This window comes from Rummeliibacillus pycnus (assembly GCF_050459865.1).
Taxonomy (GTDB): domain Bacteria; phylum Bacillota; class Bacilli; order Bacillales_A; family Planococcaceae; genus Rummeliibacillus; species Rummeliibacillus pycnus_B.
The window spans coordinates 1-15,133 of record NZ_JBCMNM010000037.1 but is presented as its reverse complement, the minus strand read 5'-3'; the positions used below and the strand labels follow the sequence as shown (position 1 = coordinate 15,133).

The window sequence follows — 15,133 nt, the reverse complement described above, 5'->3', positions numbered from 1 at the left end:
AGCCTCCTCGGGACAACAGGATGTTGGTCACGGAGTCGTTGCCACAGGACGTGGCGTTCTTAGACTCCGTTCCTTAATTGCGTTGCGGGGTCTCACCTGTCTCGCTGTCTCGCAGGAGTCTTCGCTAATTCCACATCAACAAAGATAGCTTATTCCAGAGAATAAATACCATATTTCAGGGAACAACTATTAAGAGCAATTACTACATATTTCGTTCCTTTGAAAGAGGTGAAAAGATGGAACTATTTCCGATAATCCATACAAACTTCTGGGATGCTGTTATAGCGATACCCGTTATCATGATCCTTACTCAAATATTAAAAATCATTTTTCATATTCCAAAAAAGTACGTTCCAGCAATCCCCTTGATTCTTGGATTATTGATTTCCGTCTTTATCAGCCATCGCCAGAATCTAATTGCAGGTTTATTCATGGGATGGTTTTATGGCTATGCAGCAATTGGAAATTACGCAGCACTAAAAACAACGATTATTGCTTATCTACAAACTAAAAAGAAAAAGAGATTGGCTGAGTAAAATAGATCTATCTCCACATTCTCTACTATTATCTTACAAATTAGTTGTTTTAATTTTACAACGCTTCTTTTATGAATTAAGCTTTTATTGAGAAATTGCTATTTATGTTCTAAAGTAGCCATTCAAGGAGGAAACTTTGATGCATAACATCCAAGATATTATTGAAGCTAGAGATTTCATTTTAAGTAAGACGGATCAATCTCCTAAAGTAGGTTTGATTCTAGGATCTGGACTTGGAAATCTAGCTGATGAAATTGAAAATCCAACCAGCATCCCTTATAGTGAAATACCACACTTTGCAAAATCTAGTGCTATTGGACATGCCAATGAGCTTGTCATCGGTACTTTAAATGGGAAGACAGTAGCAGCGATGAAAGGCCGCTTCCACTATTACGAAGGATTCTCGTTAGATGAAGTCACATTCCCAGTACGTGTCATGAAAGCACTTGGCATTGAAAATTTAATCATTACTAACGCTTGTGGCGCTGTTAATACATCATTCGCACCTGGGGACTTAATGTTAATTTCAGACCATATTAATTTAGTAGCTTCAAATCCTTTAATCGGACCAAATAACGATGAATTAGGAACACGTTTCCCTGATTTGTCTGAAGTTTATAGTAAAGAGTTACGAAATGTCGCTTTAGAAGTAGCGAAGAAACATAATATTTCGTTACAGCAAGGTGTTTATGCTTGGTGGAGCGGTCCTACTTATGAAACACCTGCTGAAGTTCGTATGATTCGTACTTTAAGAGCTGATGCTGTAGGAATGTCAACAGTACCAGAAGCCATCGTTGCAACCCATGCAAGCATGAAAGTACTTGGTATTTCTTGCTTAACTAATATGGCATGTGGAATCCTTGACCAACCTCTAAATCATGAAGAAGTAATTGAAGTTGCTGGTCAAGTCAATAAAAAATTTGTTGGATTGATCAAGGGGATTCTGGAAGAATTGCAATGACACTTAATTTGCTAACTAGGAACTTTAGCTATATGTCTTTGCAGCCTGTTCATTATTCTTAGCTTCATTCAGCAAAAAAGCTTCAATCCTAACTATAATTAGGATTTGAAGCTTTTTTGATATGCTAGAAAGAATTTTTTATTGAGAGACTTAATGTTTATATAAACCTATTAGGTATATTACCTCTATTTATTTAATAAAAGACTTAAATTCAGACCATGAAAACATGCGTGGTAAGTTGACATCTTGATTATAGGATTGGTTGATAACAACGGCTTTTGTATGGACGTCTTGAATCGTTAACAGCACTGCTGGTTTGTCATCGAAGTAGTAATCAAGCTGTAGTGATTTGATTGTATCGATTTTTTCATTGTCTTGCATACCACAATAAAATCGTTCATCTTTTACAGGGAAACCCTTTTCTTTCATCCACTCACGCGTTCTTTCACAATATTGTTTCGGACGAGAAGTTATGAAATAAATTTCGTGACCATCTTCATCTAACTGCTGCAGTGTTTCTAATGCAAATTCAAAAACCGAGCAATCCGTGAAGTAAATGTCTTCTAAAGAGGATGACCACATATGACTTCCTTGTTCTTGTGTTAAACCGAATGCCTCGTGAATTTCTACCGTCTTTAATGCGCGAAATACTTCAATTCCTACTTCTTTTCCTAGCTTTTTATTGTATAAGTGAAAAGCATGTTCACGTAAATTAATTAATGTATCATCAATATCAAATCCAAATTTCAAAAAATGTTCCTCCTATGATAGCAAATAACTAATACATTCTTATCAGCTATTACTTGAAGTGGAATTAGCTCCGCTTTCCGCGGGCGAGCGTTGAGCCTCCTCGCTGCGCTGCGGGGTCTCACCTGTCTCGCTTTCCCGCAGGAGTCTACGCTAATTCCACTTCAATAAAGTTTGGATTACTAAGCTTCATCAAAATCCTTTTAAATTTGTATTAGATTTTTGTGCTCTTATGATAAAACAGCAAAATTCTCTAAAAATGTTTGCTCCATTTCAATTTGAGAAGCTAATAGTTTTTTGGCTTCTTTTTTACGTTCTGTTATAAAGTTAGTAAAATCAACGTGAGCGATATTTTCTTTATGCAATAATTCAGCCAATACATCGGCATCCTTTAATGCACAGTTTAGTCCATATCCACCTGTTGGGGTCATTGTATGCACTGCATCACCAATGCATAGTAAACCTTCTTTCTCCCACTCTTCACTGATACTACTAAATACATCGAGAAGCACAAAGTCATGCCAAGATTGAATATTGTTGCGAACCGTTTCTTCTAGCTCAGGAAATGCTTCGATCAATTTATCAATAAACGGCGAAATCGGTTCTTTATGCAGGGTTGGATATGAACCTTCTTTTATATTCCACCCTATTTGAATAAAGCCATTCGCTTGTGTATAGACAGCCAATTGAAGATCATCAATGGATGCATTTTTAATCGAAGGTGACCAATTTGTGGGTGCTGGAATTCTAGCCCATAGTAAATCAAAGCCATGCTTACGAGTCGCTGAATCTAAACTAGCTTTTTTACGAACAGTTGAGTAACGACCGTCTGCTCCGACGATTAAGTCCGCTTCAACCACTTGTACTTCTTCGCCATGCTTTGTTTTTACTGCTATATAACGGCCAGATTCATCTTGTACTAAATCACTTACTATCGTATTTAGCCACATATGAAAGTTCGGAAGTTTTTGTGCTTCATTTAAAATGGCTTTTAACAAATTCGCTTGCGGTACGTGCATACTAAGATGGCCGATTGTAGGGTCTGGTTCAATCGTTTTAAAAAGCTCCCCATTATGCCAATACTCAATGTGCTTCATACGTAAAAGCCCTAGTTCTTCCACTCCATCAAATAAATGATGCTTCTTTAAAATCGCTTCGCCATCTTCGTTGATATGCTCTCCTCGGAAAAATTTACCGATTGTCTCTGAACGTTCAATTAACAGTACAGACATATTTTTCTTTGCTAATAAATAGGCAAGTAATGTACCGCTAGGACCTGCGCCTACTACACATATATCTACTTTCACATTACTCACCCTTTGGATAGGCAATGATACGAAGATCTTCGCCAAATTTCTCAAATGATTCAAATGTTAAGAGAGAGGCAGCATCCATCAAGTCCAAATCTTCCCCTCGAACTGGAGAAATCGAATGTTCGCCACCTAAAATTTTCGGTGCAACATAAATAATATATTTATCGACAAGGTTGTTACGTACAAACGATGCATGAATCGCACCGCCACCCTCTACTAAGATATCTGTAATCCCCTCTTGATAAAGAGCCTCTAATGTCGCATTTAAATCGATACCTTGCTCATTAGTAGGAACATACAAAATTTGAACACCTTTTGCTTCGTATTCGGCTACTTTTGTATGATCAATCGCTTTATCTGTCACAATAATTGTCTTTGCTTCACTTGTATTCATTACATTCGCATCAAGTGGTGTACGTAACTTACTGTCTAGAATAATACGAATTGGATTTTTGCCACCTTGAGGTAATCGAGTTGTTAATGATGGATTATCTGCTAGTACTGTTCCAACCCCAACTAAAATCCCGTCCACTTCATGACGAATTTCATGCACATTCGTACGAGCCTCTTCTCCAGTTATCCACTTTGAGTGACCAGAATGAGTTGCGATTTTACCATCTAGTGTCATCGCAAATTTTGAAATGACAAATGGTCGTTTGGTTATCATATTGTGTATGAAGCGTTCATTCAAACGCTTAGCTTCTTCTTCCATCACACCAACTTCTACTTCAATACCAGCATCGCTAAGAAGTTTGATACCACGTCCTGCTACTTGTGGATTTGGATCTTGCATTGCCACAACAACACGACTCACTTTCGCTTCTACTACACGATTCGCACAAGGAGGTGTTTTACCGTAATGCGAACATGGTTCAAGCGTTACATATAATGTTGCACCTTCTGCATGATCTCCTGCCATATTAAAGGCATGTACTTCCGCATGAGGCTCTCCCGCTTTACGATGTAGTCCAGTACCAACAATCACACCATCTTTGACGATAACTGCCCCGACAAGTGGATTCGGATTTGTATTTCCTTTAGCACTTGTTGCTAATTCTAACGCTAAACGCATATACTCTTGATCTGTTTTCATGTTGCGTAGCTCCTTACTGTACCGTTACTTTTTGTTGTGGAATGTGACCTGATTTATTAATTTTTGTTTGTAAGTAAAATTTATTGGTTTCTGTTAATCCACCCCAAAGTGGTATATGCCCATCCGCTAATAATCCATGTTCTTTTAATGCTTTTAATTTTTTTGGATTGTTTGTAATGAGTGTTACAGGTTTTTGGCGTAACACTTCTAAAACACGAATTGCGTCTTCATAATTACGTGTATCATCTTCAAAGCCAAGTGCATGATTCGCTTCTACAGTATCAAAACCTTGGTCTTGTAATAAATAAGCCAACGATTTTGAAAACAAACCAATACCACGGCCTTCATGATTCGCTAAATAAAATATAGCCCCGCAGCCATGCTCTTTAATCATTTTCATAGACTCATGTAGTTGGTATCCGCAATCACATCGTTGACTTCCAAAAATATCACCAGTATGACAAATACTGTGCATACGTATAAGTGCTTCATCACCATTTTCAAAATCACCATATGCAAGCACTGATGATTGTTGACCAAAAGCTAAGTTGGACGAAGCAAGTGAATCAATTACTTCTTCTTTAGATAACTTTGCATCCACAACATGCCATGAATACCACTGAAAAGTCGCATCAAAATCACCTTGTTTAACTGGCAGCTTTACCGGCCCTACAACACATATATTTTCTGTTTCTGAACGTTTCGTAAATTGCATTTTATCTTGTAAAAAATCTATTGTTTTTTGTAATGTTGTCATATTCTCACCTAGTTTTTCCTATTTGTTAATTGCTTACTATTCGTAAGTAAGTATATAATTATAAGCTATTAGTAGTCAAATAATATTTCTTATTGAACACACTAGTAAACTAAGAATTGAAGATTAAAGATTATATTCTTTGTTCTATTTACGATGATTTTTCAACGTTTGTGGAAGCATGAATAAAAACGTGTGTAAACGCTAATCAAAAAAACGCAGAACATTGATTTCCCAGTGTCTGTGCGTTTTCTATCTCTCCCAAGAGTACCTTTTTCAGATGCGTGTGTATGGTTATGGAGCTTATATTTAAACTTCTTCTTGGTATAACTCACGTTTAATAGGTGTCAATTGAAGTACTTTTTGAAATGCTTTTAAATCTTCTACAGATGCGAAAAATTCATCTAAACTTTCATAATCCATTGACCATTTTGTAGCTTTTAAACGTTTTACTTCTTTTGTATATTCAAATAAAAATTCACAATGTAATTGTTCCATTCCTTCGTACTCATCATCTTCATAAATTGTAAATTGGCGGACAAAATCAAAGTGGAGCATCTTCTCTCCTGTAAATTTAAAAATGCCACATTCAAATAAGATTTCTTTTTCTTCTTCTCCCTGAATATCTTCTCTACAAAATACTTTAAACTTCTCCCAAATCGCAGCTATCGTATCATTTTCAAAATCCAGTATCGTTTCTAAATAAGCTTTTGCATTTATAACTGTAATCATATTAGAGTTCTCTCTTTCAGAGTGATAACTTATTTATATATCACAATTTTATTATAGTTGAAAAACAATTCATTCGATGTATTACCTTTTATGTCAAGGAAAAAAGAGTTCCATAAGGAACTCCATTATTTCGCCAAAAGGCGTTGATATCGATTGTTACGTAATTGTGTGCAAAAACTAGAATACTATTTCCAAACTTCCTGCAATGTATTCCTAAACAATTCATCTAGTATTTTCGTCGGATCTTTCACTTCAACTCTGAGTGATTTAACATATACTTCGAGTTGCACCATTTCATTTTCTACAAAATCATTAATTACATCAATACGAGGTTCAATATCTAACTCGTCCCCTATTAGTTTCCGTTTTAAAAGATGTTCAATCTCATTTTTTAATTCACCATTCGGAATAATATCCTCTAATAATTCACGAAAGCCAATTGGAGGGGCAGTATTATATTTCTTAATCCACTTACAAGCTAATATTGGTCGAAGTACATAAAAATATTTTTTGATTCTTACTTCTGAACCTTGTAGATATTCACGGTAATTATTTTTTGCCATGTTTAAATAATGGTGGAGCATCGAATTCGGATAAAATACAGTCGATTCCAATGAACGTATGTTATCAACAAATGCGTATTTTTGATAATAAATGATATCACTTCTTAACCATTCTAAAAGTGGTGGATTATTTTTTCTAAAAAGACGTAGCGCTTTTGTTATTTCCCAGCCGCTTATATCTAATAAATCATTAATTGGTTCTTCAATTACGTCTCTCTTTTCTCCAATACCTTGCGGATCAATCGAGAGATACCATTCTGGTGGATGAATATAAATAAATCGAACATCATAATCACTATCTTTTGAAGGAAAGCCCCATGCTCTACTTCCAGATTCGACTGCATATAAAATCTTTACCTTATATTTCTCTTCTATTTTTAGCAATTTCTTTTGAATGATTTCTTTCATTTCCCTACCCCCTTCTTCTTCTTTAAAAACTAAAAAATGCCCCAAACCTTTTTATATCAAGGCTTGAAGCATCTTCTTATCGGTTCAAACTTCTGTTGTCTGAACCCTTCGATGTCCCAGGAGGGATTCGAACCCCCGACCGTACGCTTAGAAGGCGTATGCTCTATCCAGCTGAGCTACTGAGACAGGATGCCTTCCTGATGTATTATCAGGAGGACAATATTTATTATAGCATCATTGGAAAAAATGTCAACGCTATTTTATCAATATAATAAAGTTTTTTCTTCAATTACATTTTTTTCTTCTGTATAGAATAAGATATGCCAGCCATTTTCAATATTTTCAATGACGGCAAAGCTTTTTTCTTTTCTGCCTCTTGGGAGTAATAGGCTTCCCGGATTTACATATAAAACTCCATCAACTAGCTCTACACCTAGAACATGAGAATGTCCAAAAAGAACAATGTCTGCTTGAACTTCTTTTGCTCTAAAGGATAGTGCTGTAAGACTTGATTTTACGTTAAATAAATGGCCATGTGTCATAAAGATTTTATGACCATCAATTTCTTCTACTACTTCAGTTGGGAAATCTACATCGTGATCACAATTTCCTCTAACTTTATAAACCCCTGAAAGTTCAGGCGCAGTATAGGCTAGTTCACTATCTCCACAATGGAAAACAGCATTTACATCTGGATTTTGGCCAATTACTTGAGTAATTACCGCGCTATCACTATGTGTATCGCTCATTACGAGTATTTTCACCTTATTTCCCCCTATTTAATCCAAGATGGTAATTCCTCAGCTAATTTGCGTATTGCGTTACCACGGTGAGAAATAGAGCCCTTTTCTTCTGGTGTCATTTCTGCCATTGTACGTTTCATTGATGGGACATAAAAAATGGGATCGTAACCAAAACCGTTATCTCCATGTTTTTCTGTTAGGATGGTTCCTTCGCATGTTCCAAACACGGTTTCTGTTTTATGTACTGGGCCAGTAATGGCTAAGCAACAGCAGAAGCGAGCAGTACGTTTTTCAACCGGTACGTCTTCCATACTCTTTATTACCTTAATAATATTCGCCTCATCATCATGGTCTCCTGCATATCTTGCAGAATATACACCTGGTTCGCCATTTAATGCGTCTATTTGAAGGCCGCTATCATCAGCAATAACAAATGTATTTAATCTTTTTGCAACGGCTTCTGCTTTTAAAATTGCATTTTCTTCAAATGTAGTACCTGTTTCTTCAATATCCAAATCAGGGGCTACATCAAATAATGTTAAGACTTCAAATCCAAGTGGGGCAAAAATTGCCTCAAAGTCTTTTGCTTTTCCTTTGTTTTTTGTGGCGATTATAACTTGTTTCATAAAAAAACCTCCAAATGTTACGTTTATTGTTAATACTTAATGTATATATATTAGAAAGAAGGCTGTCAAATAAGTAGAAAGAACTTATTTGACAGCCCCTATTCACTATAGTTTTATTCGTTTAACTTGCACTTCTTTTAAGGGTAGCCAATTACTTGCGATTGATTGAAAAATAGGCACTGAACCTGTTGTATAAAAAAGGTACTCAGGAGGTTTTTGATCAGTTCTAGTGATTTGTTGGAACTGTAAAATTTCTTTCACATGCTTCGCTGTTTCCTCTGCAGAAGAGACAACATGAACTTGATCGCCCACTACTTCTTCAATTAGTCCTTGAATAATCGGGTAATGTGTACATCCTAAAATCATTGTATCAAACTTTGAGTTTTTTAAAGGTGCAAGTGTTTCTTCTACTAATTTTTTTGCAAACCCGCCTTCGTATTCACCACTTTCTACAAGCGGTACCAATCTTGGGCATGCGAGTGCTGTTACGTTACTAGAAGAATATAATGAATAAAGTGCATTTTCATATGCACCACTTTTGACTGTTCCTTGTGTAGCAATTACTGCAATATCATGTGTTTTAGTTGCTTTTATGGCTGCTTGAGCACCTGCATTGATCACCCCGACTACTGGGAATTTACAATGTTTTTGTAGCCCTTCTAAAGCTACAGCTGTGATGGTATTACAAGCAATCACGAGCATTTTTATATTCATTTTTGCAAGTTGATCGACTATTTGCCAAGTAAATTGAATCACCTGTTCCTTAGAACGGGGACCATATGGGCAACGAGCTGTGTCGCCTAAATAGGTTATCGATTCATTTGGTAAATAGCGAAGCATTTCCTTCACAACGGTTAGCCCACCGACTCCTGAATCAATTACTCCAATGGGAGCATTCACTTTAACCGCCTCTATCCTGGTTCATTTCTTTGTATAGTTTGCTTAATAATATTGAAAGAGATTGAACTTCTTCGCTTTGGAAATCTTTTACGATATCAGCCAAATAAGTTTGGCGTTGTTCAATTACTTCTTCAATAATGCGTTCTCCTTCTTTAAGCAAATGGATGCGAACGACACGACGATCCTGATTATCACGAATTCGTTGTACTAGTTCATTTCTTTCCATACGATCAACTAAGTCTGTTGTCGTACTGAACGCTAAATACATTTTATTCGAAAGATCTCCGATTGTCATGTCCCCTAGCTCATGAAGCCATTGTAGAGCGATGAACTGTGGTGGTGTTATCGTATAATTACTTAAAATTTCTCGACCTTTTTGTTTGATAAGAGCTGCAATATGGCGTAACTCTTTCTCAAACAATGCTATTTGTTCAATATCATGTGTATTACTCTGATGCTCCTGGTTTGACATGTAGCTATTCCACTCCTCAAAAGGATTACTTATTCCTATTGTGAAGTGTTTTTTTAAAAATGGCAAGTGTACTTTTTATTCTAAAGTAAACTCCCCTAAACGGATTAATTCGAGCATTGCTTGCGCGCGACTAGATACGCCCAATTTCTGAATAGTATTCGAAATGTGATTACGAACTGTTTTTTCACTTATACCTAGTTCAGTAGCAATTTCTTTTGTCGTATAATCCTTCATTAATAAAAAAAATATTTCGTGTTCTCTTTTCGTTAAAATTGAATGATGAAAACGACTCATTTACGTGCGCCCCTCCAATCCCCTCACACTGTAAAGTATGTAAGGAGACTGTTTGCGGTGACGGCATTTGCCCGATGAATTTTAGAGAATTATGTTACTTACAAACTTAGATTAATAGTTGAGTCATTTGAGATTCTTCCCATGGCACCGATTTTCCTATTTCCGGGTTTATTTGTACAACTGTTCCTCTACCTGTAAAACAAATTTCATCTTGATTATTTACCCCTAAATAATGCAGATCCATTGAGGAATTACCTACAGATGCAACCTTTACAAACACTTTTAATTTTTCTTCAAAAAATACTTGTTTTACATAATCACATTGCAAGTCAGCAACTACCGGAATACTTTTTGTTTCATTTCTCATCCATGTCTGCATTAATCCTAAATGATTTAAAAATTCAATTCTTGCTTGCTCAAAATAAATAAAAGGTACCGTATTATTCAAATGTCCAAACATATCTGTTTCTGAAAATCGCACTTGAATTGGTACATAGAAAGAAAATTCTTGCTTCCATTCTTCAACATTGTTTATATAACTTTTTTGCATCCCCATATCCCCCTTGTTCGTTAAAATGAATAACCATTCATTTTATTATAACAAAAACTTTATTATGAAAGCTATCCGTAGAAACTACCTTCAATACTTAAAATAATTTAATAATACTTTAGTTTAAAGACTTCCACTTAAAATATTTCAAAAGAATTAAAATTAATTCCTACTCCTAAGTAGACCACTCCATTTAATTAGCGAAAAAAATAATCATTATTGTATTTAACATAGACCAATAAAAAAACTCCGTACCATTATAGTACGGAGTTTCATATTATACAGATTACTAGTCAACCATATGGTCAGAACCAAAGAAGTTCTTGAACATTTGAACTGATGTCGCACGGTTTAATGCAGCGATAGAAGTTGTCAAAGGAATACCTTTTGGACAAGCAGCTACACAGTTTTGTGAGTTACCACAATTTGCAAGACCGCCTTCACCCATAATTGCGTTTAAGCGTTCGTCTTTGTTCATAGCACCAGTTGGGTGTGAGTTGAATAATCGTACTTGTGAAAGTGGAGCTGGTCCGATAAAGTCTGAATGACTATTTACATTCGGACAAGATTCTAAACAAACACCACAAGTCATACATTTAGATAACTCATAAGCCCATTCACGTTTACGTTCTGGCATACGAGGACCTTCACCTAAATCGTAAGAACCATCGATAGGAACCCATGCTTTAACTTTTTTCAATGAGTCAAACATGCGGCTACGATCGATTTGTAAATCACGAATAACAGGGAAAGTACTCATTGGTTGTATTTTCAATGGTTGAGTCAATTGATCAACTAATGATGAACATGATTGACGAGGACGACCATTGATTACCATTGAACATGCACCACAAACTTCTTCTAAACAGTTCATGTCCCATGCAACTGGTGTAGTATTCTTACCTTCTACAGTTACTGGATGTTCACGAACTGCCATCAGTACAGAAATTACGTTCATGTTTGGACGATATGGAACTCTGAATTTTTCCCAATAAGGGTTAGAGTTCGCATCATCTTGACGTTGAATTTCAACCTCAACATATTTTTGAGTTTCGTTTCCCATAATTAGTGAGCAGCTCCTTTCGAATAGTCACGTTTACGAGGTTTGATAAGTGAAATATCAACTTCTTCGTAGCTAATTTTAGGATCAAATGAAGGTGTAAATTCAGCAATTGTAGTTTTAAGGAATTTTTCATCGTCACGTTCTGGGAAGTCTGGTTTATAGTGAGCTCCACGAGATTCATCACGAAGTAAAGCACCTTTAGTAATAACATTTGCTAAAGCAAGCATGTTTTTCAATTGACGAGTGAATTGAACGCCTTGGTTTGACCATTTAGATGTATCGTTAATATTAATATGGTTCCAACGTTCTTTTAATTCTTGTAATTTCACAAGAGTTTGTTCAAGTCTATCATTGTAACGAACAACAGTTACGTTGTTAGTCATTACTTCACCAAGTTCTTTGTGAAGTAAATATGCATTTTCTGTACCATCTAAGCGTAAAACTTCATCCCATTTACCTTGTTCTTCTTTAACAGCATTATCGTAAATAGAAGATGGAAGATCATCAACATGCTTGTCTAATCCATGAATGTATTCAATAGCTTTAGGACCTGCTATAGAACCACCGTAAATAGCTGAAAGTAATGAGTTTGCTCCAAGACGGTTACCACCATGTTGAGAGTAATCACATTCACCAGCAGCAAATACACCAGGAATTGTAGTATGTTGATCGTAGTCAACCCATAGACCACCCATTGAGTAGTGAACTGCTGGGAAGATTTTCATTGGTACTTTATGAGGATCATCACCAACGAATTTTTGGTAGATTTCAATAATACCACCAAGTTTAACGTCAAGTTCGTGTGGATCTTTATGAGAAAGGTCCAAGTACACAACGTTTTCGCCGTTGACACCTAATTTTTGATTAATACATACATCAAAGATTTCACGTGTAGCGATATCACGAGGTACTAAGTTACCATATGCAGGATACTTTTCTTCTAAGAAGTACCAAGGTTTACCGTCTTTATATGTCCAGATACGGCCACCTTCACCACGAGCAGATTCTGACATTAAACGTAATTTGTCATCGCCAGGAATTGCTGTTGGGTGAATTTGAATCATTTCACCATTTGCATATTTAGCACCTTGTTGGTACACGATTGATGCAGCAGAACCAGTGTTGATCATTGAGTTTGTAGATTTACCGAAGATAATACCAGGACCACCACTAGCCATGATTACAGCGTCAGAACGGAATGCTTTGATTTCGTGAGTTGTAAGGTCTTGTGCTTTAATACCTTTACATACGCCTTCATCATCAAGAACTAAGCCTAGGAATTCCCAGCCTTCGTATTTTGTAACTAATCCTTCAACTTCCCAACGACGTACTTGTTCGTCAAGAGCGTATAGAAGTTGTTGACCAGTAGTCGCACCAGCGAATGCTGTACGGTGATGTTGAGTACCACCGAAACGACGGAAATCAAGTAGACCTTCTGGTGTACGGTTGAACATAACACCCATACGGTCAAATAAATGAATGATACCAGGTGCAGCATCACACATTGCTTTAACTGGTGGTTGGTTTGCTAAGAAATCCCCACCATAAACTGTATCGTCAAAGTGGATCCATGGAGAATCCCCTTCACCTTTTGTATTTACGGCACCGTTAATTCCGCCTTGCGCACATACAGAGTGTGAGCGTTTTACCGGAACTAATGAGAATAATTCTACTTCTGTGCCCATTTCAGCAGCTTTCATAGTAGCCATTAAGCCAGCTAAACCGCCACCAACGACTATCAATTTGCTTTTAGCCATGTTTTTTTCTCACTCCTCGTTCAATTTGTAATCAAGCGCTTACAAGTCTATACAAGACTTATTGCACAAATGCAAGTAGAGCGCCAATACCGATTACAGATAACACTACAAAGAAAATCATAGTGATGTAAGTTGCAATTTTTTGAGATTTTGGAGATTGTGTGATACCCCAGCTTACTAAGAATGACCAAATACCGTTAGCCAAATGGAAAGTAGCTGAAATAATACCTAATGCATAGAATGCAACCATGATTGGGTTTGATAAAACTTGAACCATCATATCATAATCAACTTCTGTGCCAAGTGCTTTTTGAATACGTGTTTGGAAAATATGCCATGCAAGGAAAATTACAAGGAATACACCAGTGAAACGTTGTAATACGAACATCCAGTTACGGAATGTGCCAAAACGTTGTGTATTTGGTTGAGCAGTAAATGCAATGTACACACCATAAAATGCATGGAACATTAAAGGAATGTAAATTACGAACCATTCAAGGAACCATAAAAATGGTAGATTTCCCATAAATTCACTTGCTTTGTTAAATGATTCTGCACCGTGTGTTGCTTGGAAGTTGATTAACAAGTGTTGCGTCACGAACAACCCTACTGGAATAATTCCAAGAAGAGAATGCAGACGACGCCAATAAAACTCTCGATCTTTCGACAAGACTGTTACCCCCCTAAGTACTGGAAACAAGAGTGTCAATTTTTTGCCATGCTTTTGTAACTTAGCATCTATTGACTGCTTGTTTCATAATGGTACAATATTATGACAAGTTTATTGTACTCTCATCCCTCAATAGCGTCAAGGTAACAGAGACTATTTCTTGAAGTTGTCCTAACCTCTATTATTCTCGAAAAGATACATATTTTCTCCCTTAGAACCATTACTTCTTTTCTGGACATAATTTAGACAAAAATATTATGAAAGAAGGATTTTCATGTCCACTCAACAAAAAAATGAAACTACTCAATTTGGTTATGAGTTAATCCGTGATCACGTACTATCTTCTATTTTAGGAAAGAACGAAAATGATATATTATATTGGTGCGGTAAAGAGTTAGCACGTAAATTCCCATTATATGAATTAGATGAAGCAATATCCTTCTTTAAAGAAGCCGGTTGGGGAGATTTAGTCTTCGATAAAGTTTCTACTAGTGAAGCCTTTTGTACTTTAACAGGAGATCCTGAAGTACTTAAATTTGAACAACGCTGTTTCCGTTTAGAGGCAGGGTTTCTAGCACAACAACAACAAAAATGCAGCGGTTTCCTAACTGAATGTTATGAAGAAACCAAAGCAAAACAGTCTCTTGTTAAATTTCATATTAAATGGGATTTAAAAGATAAAGTTGAAGATTAATATAATCGTACATTCACTCTCACCGATTTATTTCGGTGAGAGTTTTTTTAATATGTGATGTTTGATATCAAATATTATTTGAGGTGCATTCATAGTCCGATGGGAAAAGAGTGAGATGAAGGCCCTGCAGATAGGGTACTGAAATGTGTTTAAATACAACTATTTATAGTATTAATCTGGTTTCTGCATGATGTGGAATTAGCTTCGCTTTCCGCGGGCGAGCGTTGAGCCTCCTCGGAAGCCCGTTCCGTGCTTCA

The 15,133-nt window shown here is 36.3% G+C and carries 18 protein-coding genes and 1 tRNA gene; 3 read left to right on the top strand and 16 right to left on the bottom strand.

Going from position 1 to position 15,133, the window contains the following annotated elements:
* Positions 1-236: 236 nt before the first annotated feature.
* A complete protein-coding gene (locus tag ABE048_RS09380; RefSeq protein WP_430310861.1) occupies positions 237-536 on the top strand; it encodes a hypothetical protein in 300 nt (99 codons plus the stop codon).
* Between the two features lie 139 nt (positions 537-675).
* Entirely contained in the window at positions 676-1,497 is an 822-nt protein-coding gene (locus ABE048_RS09375) for a purine-nucleoside phosphorylase (protein WP_430310860.1), read from the top strand.
* A 189-nt stretch (positions 1,498-1,686) separates the two neighbouring features.
* Here ABE048_RS09375 and ABE048_RS09370 read toward each other — a convergent pair whose 3' ends face one another.
* The 16 genes from ABE048_RS09370 to ABE048_RS09295 form a co-directional block, all read right to left on the bottom strand.
* Positions 1,687-2,247, bottom strand: a complete 561-nt coding sequence (locus ABE048_RS09370; protein ID WP_430310858.1) for a 5' nucleotidase, NT5C type — start codon at positions 2,245-2,247, stop codon at positions 1,687-1,689.
* 227 nt (positions 2,248-2,474) lie between these two features.
* The gene (locus ABE048_RS09365) at positions 2,475-3,551 is read right to left on the bottom strand and encodes an FAD-dependent monooxygenase (protein WP_430310856.1); all 1,077 of its coding nucleotides are present in this window, start codon (positions 3,549-3,551) and stop codon (positions 2,475-2,477) included.
* 1 nt (position 3,552) lies between these two features.
* A complete protein-coding gene (ribD, locus tag ABE048_RS09360) occupies positions 3,553-4,650 on the bottom strand; it encodes a bifunctional diaminohydroxyphosphoribosylaminopyrimidine deaminase/5-amino-6-(5-phosphoribosylamino)uracil reductase RibD (protein WP_430310855.1) in 1,098 nt (365 codons plus the stop codon).
* Between the two features lie 13 nt (positions 4,651-4,663).
* Positions 4,664-5,407, bottom strand: a complete 744-nt coding sequence (locus tag ABE048_RS09355; RefSeq protein WP_430310854.1) for a GTP cyclohydrolase II — start codon at positions 5,405-5,407, stop codon at positions 4,664-4,666.
* A 306-nt stretch (positions 5,408-5,713) separates the two neighbouring features.
* On the bottom strand, positions 5,714-6,136 hold the full coding sequence (locus ABE048_RS09350) for a hypothetical protein (protein ID WP_430310853.1): 423 nt from the start codon (positions 6,134-6,136) through the stop codon (positions 5,714-5,716).
* Positions 6,137-6,321: 185 nt separating this feature from the next.
* Entirely contained in the window at positions 6,322-7,107 is a 786-nt protein-coding gene (locus ABE048_RS09345) for a nucleotidyltransferase domain-containing protein (RefSeq protein ID WP_430310852.1), read from the bottom strand.
* Positions 7,108-7,219: 112 nt separating this feature from the next.
* Positions 7,220-7,293: transfer RNA gene (locus tag ABE048_RS09340), tRNA-Arg, on the bottom strand.
* Positions 7,294-7,370: 77 nt separating this feature from the next.
* A complete protein-coding gene (locus ABE048_RS09335; protein WP_430310851.1) occupies positions 7,371-7,871 on the bottom strand; it encodes a metallophosphoesterase in 501 nt (166 codons plus the stop codon).
* An 11-nt stretch (positions 7,872-7,882) separates the two neighbouring features.
* Entirely contained in the window at positions 7,883-8,476 is a 594-nt protein-coding gene (locus ABE048_RS09330; protein WP_430310850.1) for an XTP/dITP diphosphatase, read from the bottom strand.
* A gap of 105 nt (positions 8,477-8,581) precedes the next feature.
* Positions 8,582-9,376, bottom strand: coding sequence for a glutamate racemase (gene racE / locus ABE048_RS09325; protein WP_430310849.1), 795 nt, complete (start codon positions 9,374-9,376; stop codon positions 8,582-8,584).
* Position 9,377: 1 nt separating this feature from the next.
* On the bottom strand, positions 9,378-9,848 hold the full coding sequence (locus ABE048_RS09320; protein WP_430310848.1) for a MarR family winged helix-turn-helix transcriptional regulator: 471 nt from the start codon (positions 9,846-9,848) through the stop codon (positions 9,378-9,380).
* 75 nt (positions 9,849-9,923) lie between these two features.
* Positions 9,924-10,142 (bottom strand): helix-turn-helix domain-containing protein, encoded by a 219-nt coding sequence (locus ABE048_RS09315; RefSeq protein ID WP_430310846.1) that lies wholly within the window; start codon positions 10,140-10,142, stop codon positions 9,924-9,926.
* A gap of 106 nt (positions 10,143-10,248) precedes the next feature.
* Positions 10,249-10,692: an acyl-CoA thioesterase gene (locus ABE048_RS09310; RefSeq protein ID WP_430310844.1), complete on the bottom strand. Its 444-nt coding sequence runs from the start codon at positions 10,690-10,692 to the stop codon at positions 10,249-10,251.
* A gap of 289 nt (positions 10,693-10,981) precedes the next feature.
* Positions 10,982-11,755, bottom strand: a complete 774-nt coding sequence (sdhB, locus tag ABE048_RS09305; protein WP_430310842.1) for a succinate dehydrogenase iron-sulfur subunit — start codon at positions 11,753-11,755, stop codon at positions 10,982-10,984.
* A 2-nt stretch (positions 11,756-11,757) separates the two neighbouring features.
* Positions 11,758-13,512, bottom strand: a complete 1,755-nt coding sequence (gene sdhA / locus ABE048_RS09300) for a succinate dehydrogenase flavoprotein subunit (protein WP_430310840.1) — start codon at positions 13,510-13,512, stop codon at positions 11,758-11,760.
* A 58-nt stretch (positions 13,513-13,570) separates the two neighbouring features.
* On the bottom strand, positions 13,571-14,182 hold the full coding sequence (locus ABE048_RS09295; RefSeq protein WP_430310838.1) for a succinate dehydrogenase cytochrome b558 subunit: 612 nt from the start codon (positions 14,180-14,182) through the stop codon (positions 13,571-13,573).
* A 274-nt stretch (positions 14,183-14,456) separates the two neighbouring features.
* Here ABE048_RS09295 and ABE048_RS09290 point away from each other — a divergent pair, with 274 nt between their 5' ends.
* Positions 14,457-14,876 (top strand): DUF2507 domain-containing protein, encoded by a 420-nt coding sequence (locus ABE048_RS09290; protein WP_430310837.1) that lies wholly within the window; start codon positions 14,457-14,459, stop codon positions 14,874-14,876.
* Positions 14,877-15,133 lie beyond the last annotated feature (257 nt).

Excerpts from the sequence above, each read along its gene's own strand:
- ABE048_RS09380 (WP_430310861.1), top strand. The coding sequence starts at position 237 with ATGGAACTATTTCCGATAATCCATACAAACTTCTGGGATGCTGTTATA.
- ABE048_RS09375 (WP_430310860.1), top strand. The coding sequence starts at position 676 with ATGCATAACATCCAAGATATTATTGAAGCTAGAGATTTCATTTTAAGT.
- ribD (WP_430310855.1), bottom strand. The coding sequence starts at position 4,650 with ATGAAAACAGATCAAGAGTATATGCGTTTAGCGTTAGAATTAGCAACA.
- ABE048_RS09355 (WP_430310854.1), bottom strand. The coding sequence starts at position 5,407 with ATGACAACATTACAAAAAACAATAGATTTTTTACAAGATAAAATGCAA.
- ABE048_RS09350 (WP_430310853.1), bottom strand. The coding sequence starts at position 6,136 with ATGATTACAGTTATAAATGCAAAAGCTTATTTAGAAACGATACTGGAT.
- ABE048_RS09345 (WP_430310852.1), bottom strand. The coding sequence starts at position 7,107 with ATGAAAGAAATCATTCAAAAGAAATTGCTAAAAATAGAAGAGAAATAT.
- ABE048_RS09330 (WP_430310850.1), bottom strand. The coding sequence starts at position 8,476 with ATGAAACAAGTTATAATCGCCACAAAAAACAAAGGAAAAGCAAAAGAC.
- ABE048_RS09320 (WP_430310848.1), bottom strand. The coding sequence starts at position 9,848 with ATGTCAAACCAGGAGCATCAGAGTAATACACATGATATTGAACAAATA.
- ABE048_RS09315 (WP_430310846.1), bottom strand. The coding sequence starts at position 10,142 with ATGAGTCGTTTTCATCATTCAATTTTAACGAAAAGAGAACACGAAATA.
- ABE048_RS09310 (WP_430310844.1), bottom strand. The coding sequence starts at position 10,692 with ATGCAAAAAAGTTATATAAACAATGTTGAAGAATGGAAGCAAGAATTT.
- sdhB (WP_430310842.1), bottom strand. The coding sequence starts at position 11,755 with ATGGGAAACGAAACTCAAAAATATGTTGAGGTTGAAATTCAACGTCAA.
- sdhA (WP_430310840.1), bottom strand. The coding sequence starts at position 13,512 with ATGGCTAAAAGCAAATTGATAGTCGTTGGTGGCGGTTTAGCTGGCTTA.
- ABE048_RS09290 (WP_430310837.1), top strand. The coding sequence starts at position 14,457 with ATGTCCACTCAACAAAAAAATGAAACTACTCAATTTGGTTATGAGTTA.